General features: G+C 58.9%; 15 protein-coding genes. 8 read left to right on the forward strand and 7 right to left on the reverse strand.

What is annotated here, in order from left to right; translation table 11 throughout:
• Position 1: 1 nt before the first annotated feature.
• From tssM to A7X77_RS17530, 6 genes are read left to right on the forward strand one after another with little or no spacing between them, the layout of a single operon-like run.
• Complete coding sequence (tssM, locus tag A7X77_RS17505; RefSeq protein WP_064684116.1) at positions 2 to 3,532, forward strand: type VI secretion system membrane subunit TssM; 3,531 nt, start codon at positions 2 to 4, stop codon at positions 3,530 to 3,532.
• Positions 3,514 to 4,062, forward strand: a complete 549-nt coding sequence (gene tagF / locus A7X77_RS17510; RefSeq protein WP_064684117.1) for a type VI secretion system-associated protein TagF — start codon at positions 3,514 to 3,516, stop codon at positions 4,060 to 4,062. The genes tssM and tagF overlap by 19 nt, the downstream gene beginning before the upstream one ends.
• A complete protein-coding gene (locus A7X77_RS17515; protein ID WP_064684118.1) occupies positions 4,059 to 5,171 on the forward strand; it encodes a DUF2169 family type VI secretion system accessory protein in 1,113 nt (370 codons plus the stop codon). The genes tagF and A7X77_RS17515 overlap by 4 nt, the downstream gene beginning before the upstream one ends.
• Positions 5,168 to 6,211, forward strand: coding sequence for a 3-oxoacyl-ACP synthase (locus A7X77_RS17520; protein ID WP_064684119.1), 1,044 nt, complete (start codon positions 5,168 to 5,170; stop codon positions 6,209 to 6,211). The genes A7X77_RS17515 and A7X77_RS17520 overlap by 4 nt, the downstream gene beginning before the upstream one ends.
• Positions 6,211 to 7,197 (forward strand): DUF4150 domain-containing protein, encoded by a 987-nt coding sequence (locus A7X77_RS17525; RefSeq protein ID WP_064684120.1) that lies wholly within the window; start codon positions 6,211 to 6,213, stop codon positions 7,195 to 7,197. Before A7X77_RS17520 ends, A7X77_RS17525 begins: the two co-directional genes overlap by 1 nt.
• Entirely contained in the window at positions 7,194 to 8,123 is a 930-nt protein-coding gene (locus A7X77_RS17530) for a hypothetical protein (protein WP_064684121.1), read from the forward strand. Before A7X77_RS17525 ends, A7X77_RS17530 begins: the two co-directional genes overlap by 4 nt.
• On the opposite strand, the gene A7X77_RS17535 is transcribed toward A7X77_RS17530, so the two are convergent.
• The 4 genes from A7X77_RS17535 to A7X77_RS33995 all read right to left on the reverse strand — a co-directional run bounded on the left by A7X77_RS17535 (position 8,114) and on the right by A7X77_RS33995 (position 12,514).
• Entirely contained in the window at positions 8,114 to 8,464 is a 351-nt protein-coding gene (locus tag A7X77_RS17535; protein ID WP_064684122.1) for a hypothetical protein, read from the reverse strand. The genes A7X77_RS17530 and A7X77_RS17535 overlap by 10 nt on opposite strands.
• Entirely contained in the window at positions 8,464 to 8,889 is a 426-nt protein-coding gene (locus tag A7X77_RS17540; RefSeq protein WP_004678716.1) for a DUF6484 domain-containing protein, read from the reverse strand. Before A7X77_RS17540 ends, A7X77_RS17535 begins: the two co-directional genes overlap by 1 nt.
• Positions 8,890 to 8,900: 11 nt before the next feature.
• Positions 8,901 to 11,207, reverse strand: a complete 2,307-nt coding sequence (locus A7X77_RS17545) for a type VI secretion system Vgr family protein (RefSeq protein WP_064684123.1) — start codon at positions 11,205 to 11,207, stop codon at positions 8,901 to 8,903.
• A gap of 191 nt (positions 11,208 to 11,398) precedes the next feature.
• Entirely contained in the window at positions 11,399 to 12,514 is a 1,116-nt protein-coding gene (locus tag A7X77_RS33995) for a glycosyltransferase (RefSeq protein WP_245293763.1), read from the reverse strand.
• A gap of 42 nt (positions 12,515 to 12,556) precedes the next feature.
• Here A7X77_RS33995 and A7X77_RS34425 point away from each other — a divergent pair, with 42 nt between their 5' ends.
• Positions 12,557 to 13,108, forward strand: a complete 552-nt coding sequence (locus A7X77_RS34425; RefSeq protein ID WP_245293764.1) for a hypothetical protein — start codon at positions 12,557 to 12,559, stop codon at positions 13,106 to 13,108.
• The gene (locus A7X77_RS34005; RefSeq protein WP_245293765.1) at positions 13,109 to 13,624 is read left to right on the forward strand and encodes a hypothetical protein; all 516 of its coding nucleotides are present in this window, start codon (positions 13,109 to 13,111) and stop codon (positions 13,622 to 13,624) included. It begins immediately after the preceding gene.
• A 115-nt stretch (positions 13,625 to 13,739) separates the two neighbouring features.
• On the opposite strand, the gene A7X77_RS17555 is transcribed toward A7X77_RS34005, so the two are convergent.
• The 3 genes from A7X77_RS17555 to A7X77_RS17565 all read right to left on the reverse strand — a co-directional run bounded on the left by A7X77_RS17555 (position 13,740) and on the right by A7X77_RS17565 (position 17,726).
• On the reverse strand, positions 13,740 to 14,060 hold the full coding sequence (locus A7X77_RS17555) for a hypothetical protein (protein ID WP_040142296.1): 321 nt from the start codon (positions 14,058 to 14,060) through the stop codon (positions 13,740 to 13,742).
• 156 nt (positions 14,061 to 14,216) lie between these two features.
• Positions 14,217 to 15,551 (reverse strand): phosphoribosyltransferase family protein, encoded by a 1,335-nt coding sequence (locus A7X77_RS17560; protein ID WP_064684125.1) that lies wholly within the window; start codon positions 15,549 to 15,551, stop codon positions 14,217 to 14,219.
• A gap of 33 nt (positions 15,552 to 15,584) precedes the next feature.
• The gene (locus tag A7X77_RS17565; RefSeq protein ID WP_064684126.1) at positions 15,585 to 17,726 is read right to left on the reverse strand and encodes a caspase family protein; all 2,142 of its coding nucleotides are present in this window, start codon (positions 17,724 to 17,726) and stop codon (positions 15,585 to 15,587) included.
• Positions 17,727 to 18,291 lie beyond the last annotated feature (565 nt).

An 18,291-nucleotide genomic window follows, 5' to 3' on the forward strand; every position in this document is an offset into this window, starting at 1 on the left:
GATGGCGATCTTCCGGTTCCTCTGGGCTGTTCTCACCTCTCGTTGGCTCTGGACCTTCATCGGGCTCATTTTGCTGTCCCTCATCGTCTGGATATTCGGCCCTATCGTCAGCGTCGGAGACAGTGCGCCGTTTGCTTCCGAGATCGTGCGACTAGTCATCATCGGCCTTTTGTTCCTCGTGTTCATCATCTGGTGGGTTGCAGCGCGGCGGCGCGCGGTGCGCGCCAACCGCCTCTTCGTCTCCGAGATTGCCCCTCAACCTGAAGCTCCGCCAAGTCCGGCTGAAGAGGGCGTTGCCGCCGTCGGGGCGAAATTCAGAGAGGTCATGGCGGGTCTCAAACGCCAGAAGGTCGGCGGCCGAAAGTTTCTCCGGGAGATGCCATGGTATGTCATCATCGGCCCGCCTGCGACCGGCAAGACAACAGCCCTCCGGCAATCCGGATTGCGCTTCCCGATCGATCTGACCGACGACCTTCACGGCGTTGGCGGCACGCGCAATTGCGATTGGTTCTTTACCGAGGAGGCGGTGCTGATCGATACGGCCGGTCGCTACGTGCAGCAGGAGAGCCAGCCGGAGGTCGATGCAGCGGAATGGCTGGGCTTCCTCGATCTCCTGAAGAAGCACAGGGGCCGTCGTGCGTTGAATGGGGTGATCGTGGCGCTCGGCATCGACACGCTCTCGGAAGATGATGCGGCGATCCGGATGCATGGCAGGCAGATCCGCAAACGCCTGGCCGAGCTTCAGGAACGCATCGGGATCCGCTTGCCCGTCTATCTCATGCTGACGAAAGCGGACCTGATAAAGGGCTTCGAGAGCTTTTTCGGGGCGCTCTCGACGGCCGATCGTGAACAGGTGTGGGGAGTGACCTTCCCGCCAGGCGCCCGCATTGAGGGTACCGAAGTCACCGCGGAAATCTCGGCCTTGGCGGGCGTGCTCGAACGGCGTCTCATTCCCCGCCTCGAAGGCGAAGAGAATCTGACCACCCGGGCGGAAATATTTCGGTTCCCAGCCCAGGTCGAAAGCCTTTCAGAACCAGTTCGTGTGCTGATCGAGACCGTCTTCGGCGAAAGCAAATATGCGGAAAGCGCCTGGTTGCGGGGTATCTATCTGACCTCCGCCACTCAGGAAGGTTCGGCAATCGACCGGCTGACGGCAGCATTGGCGTCATCATTCGGCCTGCCTGCCCAACCCGCTGCACCTATGTTGCGGGCCGAAAAACGCAGCTTCTTTCTCAAAGACCTGCTGACGAAGGTCATTTTCAAGGAGGCTGGCCTCGGCACCTTCGATCCGGCGGCAGAGGATCGGCGTATCTGGATCTGGCGCGGTGCCGCCGTGGCAGCAACAGGATTCGTGGTCATTGCCGGCCTGTTGTTCACGATATCATATCGAAAGAACGACTCCGCCCTGGCGGCGCAGGCCGAACAGCTCGAGGCCCTGCAGCTTCCCCTGACGCCGGTTGCCGCACGCCAAGCGCCGGTGGATCCCCTCGACCTTGATTTGGCGCTCGAAGCCGCCACGGAAGTGTCGAATGCGCGGACCGACCAGCCTGGCGGAATAGCCGCGTTGATAGGTCCCTCCGCCGAAACCGAAATTCGCCAGGCGCAGTCGGACGCCTACAACCGCACCCTGCGCAATATATTGGAACCACGCATGGTCGCACTGCTCGAGGCGACGATGTGGCGGCAGATCCGCGACCCCGAGTTCCAGTTGGGGGCGCTGAAAACCTATCGCATGATGACTGGCCTGTCGCCGATGGATCCGGACTTCGCCAAGCAATGGTGGACGGAGAAATTGCCTGAAGCGGCGCCAGTGCCACCTTTCAAGACCGAGATGGCAGCAGATCATCAGCTTGCCGCGATCGACAATATGGCAACCGAACAGGCCTTCGTCGCTGCTGACGAAGCGCTGGTAGGTGAAGCGTTACGCACGATCTGCTCGATCCCGCTGCCGGTGCGCGCTTATAGCGCGCTGCTCTCCGATCCGGAGGTCACGGCGCTGAAGGAATGGATCCCGGCAGATCATGTCGGCCCGAACGGCCTGAAGGTTCTGGCGCGGCGCTCCGACAAGACCCTTAGGGTCGGCATCAGCGGTGCCTTCACCTATGACGGATTCCACAACGTGATCCTGACCCGGCTTGAAGACGTCGCAACGCAGGCGGCGCTGGACCGCTCGGTTTTTGCCGGCGGATGCTCCGAGAGCGCCAGCCCGTCGGTTGCCGCCCTCTCGCAAGATATCCTTAAACTCTACTATGACGACTATATCGCCAAGTGGGACAGCTTCATGCGGGACGTCAGGCTTGCACCACTGGCCGACCTGCAGACGGCCAGTGAAAACCTCAAGGATCTCTCCAGCGCCGATTCATCAATGAAGCGTTTGCTGACCGCCATCGTGCGCGAGACGGAACTGACCCGTGCCGATGACGACGGCGGCGGCCGGGCTCCTCCGCCAGGAGCATCCAAGCTTTTGTCCAAGCTTGGCAAGATCGGCAAGCTCGCCGCCAAGGGCGTGAAGATAATGCCCAAAGCCGGCTCCACGTCGGATGTCGATCTTTCGGGCGCGCTGGTCGCCGAGCATTTCAAACCTATCAAGGCGGCCATTGTCGAGGTCGATGGCCAGCCTCCCGCACTCAATGATGCAGTCGCAGCCTTGACCGCGTTGTCGAACATGCTTCAGACCGTGTCGGCAAGCCCGGATGCGCAGGACGCAATGAAAAGACAGGGCGGCCTGGCGGAGCTGACCGGTGCAGTGGCAAAACAAGCCGTGACCCTTCCCGATCCGCTGGACGACTGGCTGGCCGGACTGGCCGGCAATACCAGCGCGCTGGCTACGGGGGCGGTCACTTCAGAGCTCAACGCCATCTGGCGGGCCGATGTGCTCCCCTTCTGCCAGGCGGCGCTAACCAATCGCTATCCGTTCGTCCCCGACAGCGCAATCGATGTCAACGTCGTCGATTTCCAGCGCGTCTTCGGTCCCGGCGGGCTGATCGACAGCTTTATCAATAACAATCTGGTCAACTACATCGACACGACCAGTCACCCCTGGAAATGGCGCTCCGACATCAAGCTCGATCCTCGGCCTCTAGCGGCGCTGGAGCAGGCGCGGCTGATCCGCGACAGCCTCTTTCCGGGAGGAGCGGGGCCGATCCTGACCTTCACGCTCGAGCCCAAAGATCTTTCGCCGACAGTCAGCCGCGTGACCTTGAATGTCGATGGTCAGAGTCTCTCCTACTTCAACAACCCGACGCGCCCGCAGCCGATGACCTGGCCCGGCAAGGATGGCACCGGGGTGATCACCCTCGCCTTCCAGCCCCTCGACGGTTCGCCGGAAGTTATGGTCAGCGAGACTGGAAGCTGGGCGTTTCTGCGGATGCTGCGCGCCGGCCGGCTGAGCGGGACCAATCTTGCCGAGCTCTTCAAGCTGCGCCTTGCTGCGCAGGGCTACTACGCCGACTTCGAGCTTCGCGCGGCAAGTGTCGCCAATCCCTTCGATTTGAAGATGTTTGCGAGGTTCTCGTGCCCGACGCAGCTTTGATCCTGCCCGGATTTTTCGGAAAGCTGCCGGCGATGGGCGATTTCGTCACACGCAACCTGCCGGCCTCTTTCGTCGGGCGGTGGGACCGGTGGATCAGCCAGCATCTGGTTCACCGATTTTCGCAAGGGCCGATGGAGAACGCTCCGGTCCTGCGCTTTCTGCTGGGCCGGGAAACATTCGGCCCGATGACCGGCGTGATCATGGCAAGCACTGATCGTGCCGGCCGGCGGTTTCCGCTGACCATCGCCGCGGCGCCCCCACTTGCCGCCATCGAGATTGCAAGCGTTGCCTCAGACTGGTTCGATCGTTTGGAAGCGACAGGAACGTCAGCAAGAGACGATAGGATGGACGGCGACGCGTTGGCCAACGCCCTTGCGGCACTCCCTTTTCCGGCGGCCAAAGCGTGCGACCGGCCGGTCGGAGACATGGTTTTCTGGACATCGGAGCGTAAGATCACGGCGATCGACGCTGCCATGCCCGATGCCGCGCTTGGGCAGTTTTTCCCCGAAGACGAGAGCCATGTCCGATGAGGATCTGGAACCAAACGGGCTACCCCACCGAATTCACGATGGGCATGGATAAAGAGGGCCGGGAATACATCCTTGTCGTCGTCAAGGGAACCTTCGACTTCCCCGATGTCGCGGGCGGAGTCGCGCAGAAATCCCTTGAGCAAGTCCCGCTGGTCATGGCCGACACCTATACCGGCGAACCGGGTTTTTCTGCAACTCTTTGGGAATCCGACTTCGCGTTCCGCAAAACGTTCTGCGACGTTATCGCCAATGGATGCGCCTACGCTCCACAAGGCCGTCCAGCCGACCGCGTCACGGTCGGAATCAAGGTTGGCAACTGGTCAAAGGTTTTCGAAGTCCTCGGACATCGCGAGTGGCGGGCGCTGGGGCCGGCCTTCATTGCTCCCGCCCCGCAACCCTTCCTGCGTCAGCCCTTCTCGTATGATACGGCCTGGGGTGGCATCGACCGGCTCGATCCCAACGAAGAAATGCCCGCAAGTTACAAGCAAAACCCCTACGGTACCGGTTGGGCGCGCACGAGCAATCAGCGCCTTGTTCCCGGCCTGCGGCTGCCGAACACGCAAGCGGTAGACGAAGAAATCCGCTCGCCGTTCGGCGACTATCGGCCGATGAGTTTCGGCCCATATGGTCGCGGTTGCCCGGGCAGGATCGAGTTCGCGGGGACCTATGACCAGAACTGGATCGACAACATCTTCCCGTTCCTGCCTCCCGACTTCGATGAGCGTTATTTTCAGATGGCGCCAGCCGATCAACAGATATCTCACCCCGAAGGTGGTGAGCAGGTGACACTCATCAACCTCACTCCCCAGGGGAAGACATGGTTTTTGCTGCCCGATACGGCACTGCCAATGACGATCTTTCGCGATAACGAGGTAGTGCTCGACAAGGTCATCCGACCCGACACGCTGCTATTCGACATCGAGAGCAGGCGCCTATCAATGGTCTGGCGAACGGAAGTGCGGATACGGAAAGTCATTACCGAGTTCGAGGAGGCCTGGGTCGGTCGTCCGACAGCGACGATGAGAAGGGCTCGGGAAGAAGGCAAGCAATATATCCGGAATGTGGCAACGCAGAAGGAACTGGTCGCTGATGATGAGGTGGGCGCATGACGACCCGTGCGCTGGACGTCCTTGCCTGCGGGATGGTGACCGCCGTTGGTCTCGATGCGCCTTCGGCCTGTGCTGCCATACGTTCGCGCATTGATGGATTTCAGGAAACCCGATTTCAGTCAGGCCCGGATGAGCCGATCATCGGCGCTCCGATCCCTTTGATCCCCGAAGTTGTGGGCGAGCAGCGTATGGCCTACATGGTTGCTGCCGCGATCCGAGAAAGTCTGGATCCCTTGTCCACCCCGCGTGCACAGGCCGCCCAGCTGGTACTTTGCCTTCCAGAGGAAGGCCGTTCCGGTTCACCGATCGAAGACAGCGTGCGGCTCGTCCGCCGAATTGGCGATCTCCTTGGGAATTCTGCCACCGGGCCCACGCGCGTGATCAGCGAAGGAAGGCCGGCAGGACATGCCGCCTTGCGAACGGCAGCGCGATTGTTGGCCGATCCGGATACAGACCACGTCGTCATCGCCGGTGTGGATAGTTATCTCACAGCTGGAACGGTCACGCACTATCTGGCCGAGAATCGATTGCTGACGCCAGACAACGCCAATGGTTTCATTCCGGGCGAAGCCGCCGGCGCGATCCTCTGCGGCCGGGCGGGACAAGGCAATTTCCGACTCGCCGGGCTAGGTCTCAGTCGAGAACAGGCTTTCATCTACAACGGGCTCGATGCGGACGGGATGCATCTACCATTGCGTGGCGATGGCATGACGGCGGCCTATAGGGAGGCCCTGGCGGAATGCGGGATCGAAATGGCGGGGCTTGGCTATAGGATCGCAGATCTCATCGGTGAGCAATATTGGTTCAGACAATCGGCCCTTGCGTCGATCCGGCTGGTTCGCGGGGCCCACGACTTCCAGGATATCCGGTCTCCCGCCGAATCGCTCGGCAACGTGGGAGCCGCCGTCGTGCCGATCATGGTCGGAATGGCGATGACCGCAGCCGCCAAAAGCTATTCGGGCGGCAGCCCCGTCCTCATCGAGGCATCCAACGACAGCGGTGCCTGCGGTGCTGCCATCTTCTCATTCAGGGTGCAGTGATGGGAAATGTCTTTGCGAACGGATTGGAGATTTCGGGCAAGGACACCGATGGAAAGACCATTGCCGCATTCCCCGACACCTGTTTCACTCCGCCCCAGACGCCCGCTACGCCACCGGGCGTGCCCGTTCCCTATCCGAGCTTCGGCACCTCGAGCGATACCGACAAGGGCACGAGCACGGTCAAAATCGGCGGCCAGACGGTCAACATCAAGAACAAATCCTATCTGTCGAAGACAACCGGCACAGAAGCCGGTTGCGCACCCAAGAAAAACCTCATCACCTCAAGGAATACAGGCAAGGAGTATTTCCACTCCTGGTCGAATGACGTGAAATTCGATGGCGAGCCGGTCATTCGTTTCAGCGATATGGCGACCAATGACCACGCATCGCCACAGGCCGGTACGCCGCCTTGGCTTCATGTGCTCTCGGCAAATGTCGGAGGAATCACGTGCGGCACGCTGCTGCAGAAGATGAACCTACGTCTGCATCCGCACAACAAGAAAAATTGTCCGCAGGGATATCAGTCGGAACACTATGTTGGAAACGAATACTTCCAGCCCGATCGTGCTCATAATACCTCCTACGATCAGTGGAAGGATTACAGCGTGCGCACGGCACCATGTGTCTGCATCCGTTCGATGAAGCACAAGAAGGGCGGCGGGTTCCAGGAAACCGGCAAAGGAAGCCGCAAGGACACTCCCCATGATACGAAGACGAAGGCGGTCAACGACTACAACGCAAAACTGGAAGCTCAGACAGGCAGGTCCCCCAAGTTACGGGGGGCTGTCGCCAAGGGAACTAAGTCGATCTCCGAACAACACAAGGAGTGCAAGAATTCGAGCCCTGCCACGCAAGAGAAGGTCGCGAAATGTCTAACCATGATATTTATGGCCTATATCCAGAGCGTCGTCGGTCCCCCTCCTCCCAAGAAATCAATGGAGGAACTTAATGAGATGCGGACGATGCGTCACAGGACAGTGGCATGACCGGGCGCAAGACAATAGACGATGTGCCTTCACAGGAAGTCTACCTGGAGGCAATGCGCGGCTATCACCTTGGCGGCACGCTTTTTGGCGTGTCGATTGAACTCAGCGATGAATATAGGGAGTGCGGCCGTTCCTATCTGCTGTTAGTGGATTTCACTGGGCGGAGCGCCCGGTTTCATGTTCTCTTGCAGCTGGAAAACCAGATGTTGTCGCACATCAGCGGTTCGCAAGATGATCACGTGTTGCTGGAGGTCGGCGGCCTCACCCATTTCCTGCGCGGCAGATCGCACACCACCGCACGGGCGCCCGAGCCCTTCTTTCACAAGCTGTTCCGCCTGCCCGATGGAACACTCTTCACCTACGGCGAGGACGGCTGCGTGTGTCGTTTTGACGGCATTTCGTGGCAGCCGATGCAACCGCTGGTATCGTCATTCCTGAGAGCCATGCATGGGCCGTCGGCCGAGCTCCTTCATGTGGCGGGCAACAATGGTACTCTCCTCCATCTACAAGGGGACCGTTGGCGGCAGGTCCCCCTCGATTTCAACCGCTCAATCGAAGCGATCCATGTCTCGCCCAACGGGACGGTCAGCATCGGCTGCGAAGACGGCATCTGCTTAGAGTACCGAGACAATCTGTTGAAAGAGATCAAGGCGCCCGATAGCGATTTCATGTCGATATGTGACTTCAAGGGGGCGCGGTTTTGGGGCGATAATGACTTCGGGGTTTTCGTCCAAGACAATCACGTCCTGAAAGAGTTCCGAGCCTTGAGCTTTGCCTATGCGATGCAGCCGTCGCCCGATTTGCTCGTCGTCACCGGATGGAAAGAGATCTTCGTGTTTGACGGAAATTCCTGGTCGGGGTTCGAATTTGGCTACGACGGACAGCTATATATTCAGGTCATCGACATGAGCAGGCGTTATCTCTGAGCGCTTGCGCCGTTGACGGTCAGATATTCCCGGACCTTATCGAGGTCCAGTTCCTTCACAGGGATCAATCGTCTGGCGCTCAGCATCCGCACCACAAATAGCTCGCCCGCCTCGGGAAATTCCGCATATCGCTCCTTGGCGATCTCCTGCCCTGCCTCCCCCGCCACCCGTAGCCCGTCCAGATGGGCCTCAAGCCGCTCGACCAGCCGAGCAAGCCGCTCCTCATCCATGTCAGGATTTTCGTCCGGATGAAGCAAATGGTAGTCATAGACGGTCCACAAGAACGCCGCCATTTCGGCGTGTTGGCGGACGATTTCGCGAAGGACGGGCGCGGCTGGCATTAGTTGAGGTTCACCGATCCACCACGGACGCGATTGGCTGCACTTGCGTGGCTCGTCACATAGGTGCCGCGGATTGTGATGTGCCCATCCTTTTCCATGATGATCGTCGCCTTGCCGCAACGGAGCTCGATCCGCTCTCCGGCTGTGATCTGCACACGCTCGCCGTCACGAACGACATTCGGCGTCGGCGCCCCGCGCGCCGGATCGACGATGCGCCCTACGATCAGCGGCCGAGACGGGTCCCCACCCTCGAAGAGCAACGCTACCTCAGCCCCGACCATGGCAGACGTGAGCTCTGCCAAGCTTTTCGCACGGAGCGCTGTCTCCTCGGGGTTGCCGGGAAAGACGACCAGTGGCACGCCTGCATCGAAACCCAGCAACAGCCCGATGACCACTCCCTCAATCCGCTCCAGAATGTCGGACATATGACCCGTCCTCAGTTATGATTGATCTTGCTGCCCTTCCATGTGACCTCTCCCGAGGCCTTACCGTTGAATTTGCCCGAGGCGTTGATCGAAATGTCCTTGCCTTCGATCGAGATCGTGCCGTCCTTCTTCATCGCGATGCTTGCCGAGCCGCACTTGATGACGACCGAGTCTCCCGCTTCGATCAGCAGGTCCTGACCGATCTTGATCGCTCCGTCTTCACCCACCTCGACAAGACTGCCCTTGGCGACTTTCACCGCCCTGCTTCCGCCGATCTCCGTCGAATCGTCATCGCCAATCTTGGCGTTACGCGCCTTGCCAATGCTGCTCGTCTGCCCACCGCCGATCGACACGCTCTGGTCGGAACCGATATTCCAGCTGTCGGAGGAGCCCACTTCGTGGCTCTGGCCGGCACCGACGCTGACGGAACGGGACGCGCCGATCGTGTTCGATTGCGTCGCGCCGACCGATCGTGTCTCCGGCCCGCCGACGGTATCGACGCGTGCCGCGCCAACCGTCACCGTCTGGACGATTGCGACAGTCTGGGTATGACTGGCACCGATGGTTTCCGTCGAGTTTGAGCCTATACTGATCGTCTCGTTGGCGCCGACCGTCAGAGATCGATTGACCCCCACCGTCTCGGTATCGTTCGATCCAATATTGACGGTGCGGTCGACACCCACCTTGGTCGTCTTGTTGTTGCCGACATCCTCGTCGAGGTTCACGCCGACGGAGTGCTTGGCGTTGTTGTCGATGCGATCCGACTGGTCGTGTTGGACGAGCTTGCTGCGATCGTGTTTGACCAGGAGGTTGTGGTCCTTCTGCGCCTGAAAATAGACCTCCTCCGATCCAGCCTTGTCTTCGAAACGAAATTCGTTCCAGCCACCCCCGCCAGGAGACGAATTCGTCTTCAACCCGGATTGGGTGGCATGTCCGGGCAGTTCGTAGGGCGGCATTTCCTTGCCGTTATAGACTCTGCCGGTGATGATCGGCCGGTCGGGATCACCCTCGAGAAAATCGACGATCACTTCCTGACCGATACGGGGGATCTGAATAAACCCCCAGCCCGCACCGCTCCAGGTCTGCGAGACGCGCACGAAACATGAACTGTTCTGGTCCTTCTTGCCGAGACGGTCCCAGTGGAACTGCACTTTCACGCGTGCATACTTGTCGGTGAAGATCTCTTCGCCCGCGGGGCCGACCACGGTCGCAGTCTGCGGCCCGCGCATGATCGGCCGGATCGTGTTGCGAGGCGGCCGATAACTGATGGAGGTCGGAGCCACCTGGAATGTGGCTCGAAAGGTTTCTTCCTCTGCATGGGCCGCGGGCCGGTACCCCGGATCGAACAAACGATAGTCGGCGCGCAGCACGACATATTCCGCGTTCTGGTCCTTGCGCGGGAAATTCTCGAGCTTGAAAGTGCAGCCGGAAGCCAGACCCCGCACTGTGCCGCCGGCAGCGATCCGTTGATGCGCCGCCTGTATTTCCTCCCGCCGCACGACAGCCACTGCATCACCGCGACCGACCGTCAGATGCGCACCGGGATGGCGGTAATGTTCGCCCTGTGCCTCCGCGTGAGAGAAGGGTTGCGCCGATTGTGCCATGAGGTCGGCGCCGGGCTTGGTGAAGTCATAGTCCGTATGGGCGAAGGTGCCGGGAAGGACGGAACTGGTCGCGACCCAGTCTGTCATATATTCCTCATCCCGGCGCACGGGATCGCCCTCGGCCCGGAACTTGACGCTGCCATAGCCTGGTGCAGGCTTCAGCTTGTTCATGGCATCGGCAAGCACGAGTGTGTGTTCGCCCTCATCGTACTCGAAGAAATACATGATGCCTTCGTGCTCGAGCAGCCGCTGCACGAAGTCGAGATCGGTTTCGTCATATTGCACGCAGTATTCCCGAGCCTCGTAGGAACCCTGCAACCGCTTCTCGAATTTAGCCGCCTTGTATTTCGAGAATATCTTCTCGACGATTTCGACGACGCTCATATTCTGGAAGATACGGCAATCGGTGCTGTTGCCGAGCAGCCAAAGCCAAGGTCGCACCTCCGCCTCGTAGTAAGCAAACCTCTCTTCGATGCGCGTCAGGCGAAAATCGGTGACCAGCCCGCTGAACCAGCGTTTCTTGTCTCCGCTTTCTCCTTCTACCGACAAGGGCTTTCCGAGCAACTTCAGTGCGTCGACATTCTCGTCGGAACTGATGAAGCCGATAGTGAACGCAAAACACCGGCTGACCTCATCACGGCCGATGAGATGCGTGAAGGTCAGCGCTTCGGATCCGAGCGGCGTCTGGACGGTTGTCTTGCGATCATCAGCCATGCGGAGAATGCCCCTGTCTCGTGACGCCGGCGATCCTGATTGAGAAGCCTAGCACAAAGGCCCCTCGCCTCGGAAGTGACATCGACAGTGCAACAATCCGATGCCTGTCGCCTGGCCGTCCGGTCGACCGCAAGACACGCCCGAAAGGAGAGGATCGGTCTGACCTGCGCAATCGGGGCGGTGCGAAAATGTCATACGCGTGCGATCGATCCCCCGAGCCCTCGATCAGTCCTGACAGAGAATGCGAGCTCTTCGATTGCCAGTGCCGCTTCCCGCGCCCCATTGGCAAAAACGATGCGGCTTGCTCGCGTGCGATGCTGGGCAAGAAAATCCTCCGACAGAGCGAGTTCGATTGCCTCATGCGCTCGTTCGGCATCCAGCGATCTCAAACATAGCCCCAATCCGGAGCTTTGCGCATAGGCTGCTCGTACGGCCTGCTCGTCCATCTCGGGCGCTTCATTCGGAACGAAGATTGCGGGCATGCCGCCATAAATACATTCGTGGAAGCTGTTGTAGCCGGCATTCGTGATCATCAGGTCGACGGCGTTGAAATATCTGGCGATCGGGTAGATCGCCTTTTGCACGGTGCCCCCCATATGATCCTCTCGCTTCGGTGCGAGGGGATTGACCGCGTCGACGACCTGGACGCCATGCTTGAGCAGTCCGTTGATGATCGCCGGCCGCAGCCGGCTGACGTCGAAATTTCGTTCCGAACCGAGCTGCACCACCGCGACAAGACCGGCAGGATCGACACCGAGAGCCGATGCAGCTTCTGCCCGCGAGAGCCTGTCGTCATTGTCAACAAGGAGGATCGGCGAAACGCCGATCACGCCAGCGCGCAATTGCGCGGTGATGCCGTGGTCTTCGTCCGCGGCGAACTCACCCGGCTCGATCACCATGTCGAACCGATGCTGCATCGATGGATCGAGGCTATGACGGGAAGCCCACATCCCGCGGCGGATCCAGACCCAGTTCAGATCGGGACGGGCGGCCAGCACTTTCAGCAGGCCAGGATAGGGATGGTTGCTGTCGAAGACAACGCTGTTGATGGCAAACACCTCCACGGCGTTCAGCAATTCCTGTGCGAAGACCTCGTTCCAGCTATCGTCCGTCACACCGATCTTCGGGGCGGACGGTATGTAGTCGACCGGGTGCCCACGTGCCTCGATAATCGAAGATCCGGCCGACATTGTCAGGAAAACGGGCTCCATGTCAGGCGACATGCGCTCGGCGATTGCCATCAATCGCGTGATATGGCCAAGGCCTATGCCGTTTGTCGCGACAAACAGGACGCGGCGCCGTCCCATCAGCGACCGTTGCGATCTTCGCGGCCCGGAACGGACCGATGAGTGTCCGCTCGACTCGCAGAACGCGTCAGCGCCAACCGCCTTGCCGACCGTGGCAAGCGCAGCAGGCGAGCAAAGCCCGAGTTCGTCATAGAGCGCACGCATTCTTTCCGGGTATCGGCTTTTCGAAAACTTCTTCTCGACCAATGTGCGCGCGGCTGCCGACTGAGCGCTGAAGGCCTCGGGAGAGGCGAGAAATCTCTCCAGAACGCCGGCTGTTTCCTCGGGCCGGCAATAGACCGCACCGTCTTCGAAAAGGTCACGAAACGATGGGTCCAAGATGGTCACAAGCCCGCTCGCCATCGCTTCCGCAATGCCAATGCCAAAAGCCTCAACCCATCGCCGGCTGTGAAAGAACACATAGAAATCAAGCTTGTTCAGAAACTGAGGCACACCGCTGTTCGAGTAGGGCAAGATGTTCCAGTTGGATCCAATCAAAGGCAAGATTTGTTCTGGCACACCGCCCATGACCTTGATCTGGACATTACCAAGATCGGGATAGGCCGCGCGCAATTCAGCCTCGGTATCCGGCCATTTCAGGAGATCGCGACGTGAATGTCTGCCGATAACCGCACGTTCGCGCGGCGGCGGCACGGTCCTGATCGGCCACTCGTCAAGGTCGATCAGATTGAAAAGATCATGACGCAAGAGCTCAGGTCTGCCGGCGATGATGTCTTCGAATTGATTGCGCACCTTGGGGCCGACCGGTGCGAAGATGACGGGCGCCCCGAACAGTCTCTCCAAATTTCGTTTCACCACGTCGAAATTATATTGCGCATTGCCGGCTCCGTCGAAGGGCGGATGCTGGACCGCAAGGAGGACGACCTTCGATCTGACGCGCAGCGGCCGTATCGGCATGTGCGCGAACGCCAGGGGATTATGCGCGAAAAGAATGTCGCACTCGACTGCCTCCTCGCCCGTCAGCCACGGCACTTCCTGACGCTCAAGAACGTCGAGAAGACGTTCCTCGAACCGTCTGGAACGGATGTCGGAAACGCCGAGAAATGGAATCAGAGCCGTCGAGAGGCCAAATTGCCGAGCGGACTGGATCTCGATCCGCACCGCCGATGAGGAGCCGCCATAAAATCGAGGATCGGCTGCATGGACAATATCAAAATGCATTCGAAAGCCAGATTGGGTCTATCAATGTTACCAGAGTCAATTCTCAGTTGTCAGGCCTGTTGCTTCAATAAGCGCTGCCGCTGCGGCCGAACGACGGGTTCCGTTCGGGACGGTCCAAATTCCTTACAGCAACGGGCTTTGGCTTGACCGACCGGGTGATCCTTGATGCCGCGACCGGGACATAGGAACTGTTCGGATAGCTGCTGATAAAATTGCGATAGGCTCGATCGGTGTTGCTTCGCCGTGCGTTGCGCCAAGCCACTTCTTCAGCGGCGGTCGGCGCATTTCGGTAACCGCTGATGATTGACGCCAGCGTCATATTCGAGCCTTGAGAGGTGCATGAGGCAAGTATCAGCGTTCCGAGGATAGATATTTTGCGAAGCATATATTGCCCTCCCCGCAGCTTATTTTAGTAAGCATTCACAAACTACGAAAGTCAATGCCCGCAAGGTGAAACTCAGTATTTTTCGATTGTCCGATGCATCCTTGAAGGACTTCTCCGGCTTTCAAGCAACGAATAGATGTACGTTTCAACTGGAGATTAATCAGCGGCTTGTCTAAGTGCGCCGCCCTTTCGCAATGACAACTGTTCGGCGAGGAATTCCTCCAAGCTCAGCCCCAGCGTCACCTCACGCGAAATCGCCCATTTTCGCAACACAAGGTCGTAGCGCCTGCGCACATAGTCCTGATATTGGCCGGACGAAAGCGATGGAAGGTGGTGCACCTGCGGAATGAATTCGGCCGGCGTCTCTGCCCGGGACATGAGTTCCTGTTGAAAATCGGAAAGAACGATGATCGGATATTCGTTCTTGGCTGTGCAAATCTTGCGGATGGACTCAATGGCTTCGAGAAAGCCGTCTGGTCTTGGCCCGAGCCAGGTGACAAGAGTACGAGATTTTGCGCGGTTGTTCGCGTCGGTAATCGTATAACGGAGTTCCTCGGGCATAGTCTGCTCTCGCCTGAAAAACGCGAATGCGTCGAAAGGCATTCTCATATTGAACAAGCTGCGCAAAGGGGTGGTCGGTAAAACCATCTGGTGGGTCTCCGTGCAAAGGACTGGCTTGTTCGATATCCTGGCAATCTCGTTCGCCTGCCTAAGATTACTCTCGACAAAGATCTCGGCATCACACTGCTGATAGAAGGTGGCCTTGAACCTTGCATGGGTGCCCCGCCGCCGACGCTCCGCCGCGCTCGGCAGATCGAGCATGATGAGCTTGCCGTAGTCGATCGCATTTGTACGAAGCCAGGTTTCGGTCAAGGACCGGTACTTTTCGAGCCGGCTGGTAACGAGATAGGCGATGAAGCGCGTCGGTTTATGAAGCGCCCGTGCATTTCTCAAGAAGGCTTCATAGGCCGGACCATCGTCATTTTCCGCATCGGTCGGGTCGAGGCAGAGCACCCCGTCAATGTCGATGCACGCCTTCGATAACAGGCCATGATGCATGAAATTCCACTGGAATAGCCTTGGCTGTTCGACGACCTCGAATATGAAGTCGACACCCTCGACGCTGTCGCACAGACCATAGACCGCAGCAAAGACAAATTCAGCGCGTCTTTCGCATGCCATCAACTTGGCTTTGGCTTCGCGCATGGCGCCACCGGTATTGATGCTGTCGTCGAGGACAAGGACCTTTCGAACGTCCGATGCTCTCCTGAACGAAGCTGTATTCTTTGTCGCACCGAAGGAATAAACGCGGCCTTCGATGAAGCTGTCCAGATCGGTCATCGGTAGGTTGGCGACAAGGCCGAGCATGTTGGCGGCCAGCAGGCCGCTGCGTGGAATACCGACGACCAGATCGATCTCGCGAGGCAGCTTGTGCAACCCGTTGACGATGGCTTTGTGAAGATCCGATATCGAGCGATACTGCATCCCCATGCCGATGCTCCCCGTTTAGGTCAGCTCCGTCCGTCATTTGCCGTTCTGTTCCAAGAAGAGATCGACCTGAGCTTCCATCTTTTGCCGTGTTGCTGTGTCAAGTTTCTTGCCGATCGCCGCGCGCGCTTCATCGGCTCGATTAACGCCAAGCTTTTCGGCCAGCACCCCATAATAATAGGCAAGCGGCACATCCGCCTTTCCCGTGAAGCTGCCTTTGTCGTAACCGAAGGCAAGATCCAGATTGGCCAGTTCAAGGCCGCGATTGGCAGATAGCTTGAAAAGGGAAAGCGCGCGGTTTCGATCAGCAGAAAGCTTCTCGGCGCCTTTCAGATACAGTCTCGCGGCATAATAGGGGGCGTATTTATTGCCCATGTCCGTTGCCTTGAGCAGGGTTTCCAAGCCACGTCTAAGATCCTTCTTGGTGCCCTCTCCACTGATATAGGCCTGCCCCAGATTTGCCATGGCGTCGATCTGGCCCGTATCGGCTGCTGCCATGTAAAGTGCTACAGCCTGCGAGGGATCCTGCTTTACACCTGTGCCCAGCCTGTAGCAGTCACCCAGCGCCGTGATCGCGTTGGCCCATCCGCTGGAAGCGGCAAGACGATACCAGAGAATGCCTTCTTCCGGCTTCTTCGACACACCCTGGCCAAGAATATAGGCTGTGCCGACGTTCGTGCGTGCGCGCAGGTTGCCCATTTTTGCGGCCGCCATGTAGTAGGAGAGAGCCTGATCATAGTCGACCTTCCGACCGATCCCCATGCGAGCCATATAGCCAAGATTGACGAGAGCGGCGCTATACTGCTGGCCGCCCGCGACTTTATAGAAGTATTCCGCCCAGTTGTATCGACCGGCTATCTCGAGAACACGACCAAGCTGATACTGCAGCCGCGGATTGTTCTGATCTGCGGCTAGGGCGAAGGCGCAGGCCCGCAAAGCGTCGCGCACGTTGACGAGACCATTGCTGACGCCGGGGACCTGTCGCTGCGGATCGTTCGGGTCGGCAGCGTACAGATCGCATTCCGTCACAAGACTGCGCATCCCGCCCGCCGTCTCGGGCAGTACACCCGGCCACATCCTGAACGTTTCGCTTACCGCTCGCTCGCCCGATTGCTGGAAGACGAACTCCTTAGCCTCGGCGTCGTCCGTACTTGGCACCTGGCCGGCAATGGATGAGGCGACAAGGCTTTCACGGACATAGAGCCCGCGTTTCGAAAGGGCGGCAACCTGGACACGGCTCTTTTCCTCCGCCTCGGCCGCGTGCGCGCTTTGGGGAAAGATCTTGGCAAAGCGCTCGAAATCGGCAGGATCTGGGCTATCCTTGATGAAGGTCCACAGCACCTCGTCGATAGCAACCGGGCTCGAGGTCTCGGTCGGCGGAACAACGGCTTCCGCGTTCAAGATTGCCGCCTGTGGTCGGAATACGAACCGTGTTTCGATCGAGCCGGTGATCCAAGGGATTTGGGCATTGCCGGTCGCTTGCCTGACATCGCCGCGAACCGTGCGAAACGTATCGTAAACATCCAGGTTTGGTCGCTGCAGGGCATTGGCGAGCGCCGCCGAATAGGGGCTGTTCAGCCCGGTGCCATCATAGGCGACTTCACCGGCGCTGGTTGCATAGGCCACCAGGACCTGCCCGCTTCCCGCCTCAGTGTCCGCCAGCCCCTGACGAAGACCCTGGAAATTTGCAGCCGGATTGTTTCGGCAGGCATCAAGAATGAAGAGCTTCAGCCCGACAGGATCGTTCTTGACGATATCGATGAGGTCATTGAGCACGAGTGCATCGGCGACGACCCGCTGTGCAGAACTGGTATCGACGTCCACGGGCAGTAGGAGATTGCGGCCATTGGCCTGCAAGGCGTGGCCGGCATAGTAGAAGACGGCTATATCGGCACCGACCAGATGGGTCCGAACGGTCTCTTTTAGGTCTCCGACTGCCTCTTTCTTCAGGTCGTAAAACAACAGTACGTCGAAATTCAATTCGGTCAGGGTATTGGCGATCAGCTTGGCGTCATTCTGGGGATTGCTCAACGGCGCAAAAGGATAGTCACTATTGCCGATGACGATCGCCGCGCGCTTTTCTGCGTGAGCAGATCCCGCGAAGACCTGACACGCGATCAGCAGAAATAGGCAGATAAACAAACGCGGGCCTCGCCCCTGCGCAGATATGGAAACCATCACTGTCGCTCCAATGAGAAGACCATGCCCGAAACCATCGGTGCAAAGCCTGAACGTTGCTTGTCTGCCTGCCACTCCCACGATCGAGAATTCGAAGTGTATTAGCCCCCGGATAATCTCCGCCAGTCTGCCTATTTACACCCAAGCGGTAGCCGTTCTGCAATACAAATCGCAGAACCGGCATCGATCGAACCTCGACGGGTGGAAACGCAGTAGCGGTGGCGGTGAGGACAAAGCTGGAGAACGTCGATGCCTCCGCAACAAGAGCGTGGCCGCAGAATATACGACACCTCGGAAGCCCGCATCGAACGCTATCATTTCGGTAAGGCCTGCGCGAGGTCCAGCACAATGCCACGGACATCCACGAGAAGCAGACCGACTAACAAGCCAGGAAAACGTAGTCCAACGCTTTTTGGTGCCGCCCGCATGGAACATCCGCCTCGGCGAAAGGTTAGCGGGCGTCGATTAGCGATGACACGGTCGTTTCCGCAAGTCGATCAGGACTCGGGGCGCGCGTCGCGACGAAGCACTCGATATCATTGGTAGGTTGCTTCAGAGCAGTCTT

It is taken from the genome of Rhizobium bangladeshense (assembly GCF_001662075.1).
Taxonomy (GTDB): domain Bacteria; phylum Pseudomonadota; class Alphaproteobacteria; order Rhizobiales; family Rhizobiaceae; genus Rhizobium; species Rhizobium bangladeshense_B.